Source organism: Pirellulales bacterium (genome assembly GCA_035939775.1).
Lineage (GTDB): Bacteria > Planctomycetota > Planctomycetia > Pirellulales > DATAWG01 > DASZFO01.
Map to the genome: position 1 here is coordinate 1 of DASZFO010000337.1, position 3,259 is coordinate 3,259.

The following is a 3,259-nucleotide window of genomic DNA, read 5'->3' on the forward strand; positions in this document are numbered from 1 at the left end:
GGGCGCAAGGCCGGCAGCTTCGGCCACATCGCCGCGTTCAGTTTTCAAGGGGCGAAGATCATGACCTGTGGCGAAGGGGGAATGCTCGTCACCAGCGACGAAGCCCTCTACGAGCGGGCCAGATACCTGAACGATCACGGCCGCGACCCGCACCGCCCGTTTGTCATTTCATCGATCGGTTACAAATACAAAATGTCGAATCTCCAGGCCGCACTCGGGGTGGCGCAGCTCGAACGGATCGAAGAGATGATCGCCAAACGGCGGCAGATTTTTCAGTGGTATCGGCAGCGGCTGGGCGGAGTGAGCGAGCTGGCGCTCAATGTCGAACGGTTCTGGGCGCGGAACATCTATTGGATGACATCGGTCGTGCTCGGCGACCAAATTGCGATCAGCCGCGACGACGTCATGGCGGGGCTGAAGGAGCGCGGCATCGACTCGCGGCCGTTCTTCCCGCCCGTCAGCAGCTTCCCGATGTTCGAAAGCCGTGAGCGGGAGAATCCAGTCGCTTACAGAGTTTCGCAACGCGGGATCAATCTGCCGAGCGGGCACAATCTGACCGAGGCCGACGTCGATCGAGTTTGCAAGAGTTTGCTGGAAGTGCTCGGGCAATCGCACCGGCGGCGCGAGGCCGCGTAACGACAAGACTAACATCACTGCCGGGGGCAAAAAGGGGGACAGTCCCCATTTTGCTTCGACCATCGGAGCGATGGTGTCCGGCGCAAAATGGGGACAGTCCCCGGGGGACCTGGCATGGATGCCGCTTACCAAGAGCGCGTGCTCTCGACCATCCGCAATCTCAAGCTGGCCGGCCCGCGGACCGGGAATTGGTTCGCCATCTTCGACCATGACGAATGCATGACGAGCCTCGATCCGGTCACGTGGCAGGATGTCGATGATCAAGAGTCGATTCGCCTGCTCGCCGAATGGCGCGAGGCGGCGCAGAACTCATTTCCCGCGATCTTCCCGGTCTCGCTCGAAGGCACGCGGCGCTGGCTGATCAAGCAATTGCTCGAATTGCCCGATCGAATGCTGTTTTGGGTGAAAAGCCCGCAGGGGCAAAAGATCGGCCACGCGGGCATTTATCGGATCGATTTCACAGAACGGAGCCTCGAGCTGGACAACGTCGTGCGCGGAGTGCCGCGAGTGATGCGCGGGGCGATGTATTCCAGCGTGCAAGCGATCTTGAGCTGGTCGTTCACGACGCTCGGCATGCAGGATGTCTTTCTCCGCGTGTTTTCCGACAACCTGCGCGCGATCCAACTCTACGAACATTGCCGCTTCCGCGAAACGATGCGGCTGCCGCTGCGCCGTGAGCAAGAGGGAGACGTCGTGCGGTGGCTCGAAGTCGATGGCGATTATCGGAAGCCCGTCGAGAGGTACTTTGTGACGATGCATCTCTCGAAGGCGGCCTGGCAAGGCGAAGCGGCCGATGAGCTGGCGGCGTGAAGGAAGGATGAAGGCGGAAGGATGAAAGATGAATCCCGCAAGCTGCTGAGCATCATCATGCCCGTGCGGAATGAGGAGGGGAATCTTTCGCGCGCGTATGACGAAGTGACGGCTGTGATCGGCGGGCTTCCGTACGACTACGAAGTGATTCTTATCGACAACGACAGCAGCGACCGGACGCCGCTCATCGCCGCCGATTTGTGCAGCCGCGACGACCGCTGGCGATATCTGAAATTCAGCCGCAATTTTACGGTCGAGGCCTCGCTGGCGGCCGGTTATCGCTTTGCCCGCGGCGATGCGGCCGTTGTGCTGTTCGGCGATTTGCAAGACCCGCCTGCACTGATCGGCGACTTCCTAAAAAAATGGGAAGAGGGTTACGAGATCGTCTACGGCGTGATTCGGCATCGCCACGGCGATCCGCTTTGGAAGGCCTGGTCGGCAAGAATGCTCTATCGCACGGTCAATTATCTCTCAGACATAGACATCCCGAACGATGCTACCGACTTTCGCTTGCTGTCGCGGCGAGCGATTGACGCGCTCAACCAACTCGGCGAGCGAAACCGTTATATCCGTGGGTTCTCGCATTGGATCGGTTTTCGTCAGTGCCCGATCGTTTACGACCGTCGGCCGCGCACGGCGGGCAAGAGCAAGGCGCCGTTTTTCTACCTGCTGAATTTGGCGGCGAACGCGATCACTTGCTTCTCGATCAAGCCACTGCAATTATTCTCGCTATTCGGGTTCGTCACGCTCGGCGTGACGATCGCCGTCGCGCTCGGCTACATCGCCACCTATTTTCTCGGCGGAACTGTGCCGGGGTTGACGACGATTTATGTGCTGCTGTTGGCGATTCTGGGCGTGATGCTCGTTGGCTTCGGCACGCTCGGCGAATACATCGGCCGGATTTACATCGAAACCAAGCAGCGGCCGCTGTTCATCGTCGAGCGGACAATCAATATGCCGGAGGCGAGCGTTGAGTCGCCGAGTGCATTGAGCCGCGATTTGAAAAGCAGTCGGATTGCGGCGTGATTTCGTCGCTAACTAGTTTCACACGTCGCGAACCACCGACTCGCTGGTGCGGGTGCCGCGGTCGCGGCAAAAAGGACAGGCTGAGAATTCAATAACTCCCTGTGTCGTATGTCACTCGCCCCTCATCCCTCGCCTCTCGCCCCTCGCTTCGACGCCACGCGCTTGCGGCGGACGATTCTCGATATGTCGTTCGCCGGATCGACGGTACACATTCCGTGTGCGTTTTCGATCGTCGAGATTCTAGCCGTGCTTTATCGCTCGTACCTGCGACTTGACGCCAAAGATCCGCGAGCGCCCGACCGCAATTATCTTGTGCTCAGCAAAGGGCATGGCGTGATGGCTCAATATGCGTGCCTTCATGAACTCGGCTGGGTGAGCGACGCCGAGCTGAAAACGTATTTCGGCGACGGCACGCGGCTCAAGGGCCTCGCCGACGCCCATGTGCCGGGCATCGAGGCCACCGCCGGCTCGCTTGGCCATGGGCTTTCCGTTGCCGTCGGTCTGGCGATGGCAGCCAAGCGGCGTGGGAGCCGCCAGCGCGTGTTCGCGATTGTCGGCGACGGCGAGGCGAATGAGGGCGCCATTTGGGAAGCGATCCTTTTTGCGGCACATGCCGAGCTGAACAACTTGGTCCTGATCATCGACGCCAACGGCATGCAAGCGATGGGCAGCACCGCCGAGGTGATGAATCTCGGCTCCATCGTCGAAAAGTTGACCAGTTTTGGTTTCACCGCCCGGGAAGTTGACGGCCACGATGAAGAGGCGCTGTCTTTGGCGCTCGACGAAC

4 protein-coding genes are annotated in these 3,259 nt (G+C 60.0%); all 4 read left to right on the forward strand.

All coding sequences use genetic code 11. The annotated features are described in order from the left end of the window. On the forward strand, positions 1-636 hold a 636-nt coding region (locus VGY55_21530; GenBank protein HEV2972563.1), incomplete at its 5' end, for a DegT/DnrJ/EryC1/StrS family aminotransferase. A gap of 114 nt (positions 637-750) precedes the next feature. Continuing rightward, positions 751-1,446 (forward strand): GNAT family N-acetyltransferase, encoded by a 696-nt coding sequence (locus tag VGY55_21535; protein ID HEV2972564.1) that lies wholly within the window; start codon positions 751-753, stop codon positions 1,444-1,446. 21 nt (positions 1,447-1,467) lie between these two features. Then, complete coding sequence (locus VGY55_21540) at positions 1,468-2,472, forward strand: glycosyltransferase family 2 protein (GenBank protein HEV2972565.1); 1,005 nt, start codon at positions 1,468-1,470, stop codon at positions 2,470-2,472. 108 nt (positions 2,473-2,580) lie between these two features. Beyond that, the coding region (locus VGY55_21545) for a thiamine pyrophosphate-dependent enzyme (GenBank protein HEV2972566.1) at positions 2,581-3,259 on the forward strand (679 nt) is incomplete at its 3' end.

Excerpts from the sequence above, each read along its gene's own strand:
- VGY55_21540 (HEV2972565.1), top strand. The coding sequence starts at position 1,468 with ATGAAAGATGAATCCCGCAAGCTGCTGAGCATCATCATGCCCGTGCGG.
- VGY55_21535 (HEV2972564.1), top strand. The coding sequence starts at position 751 with ATGGATGCCGCTTACCAAGAGCGCGTGCTCTCGACCATCCGCAATCTC.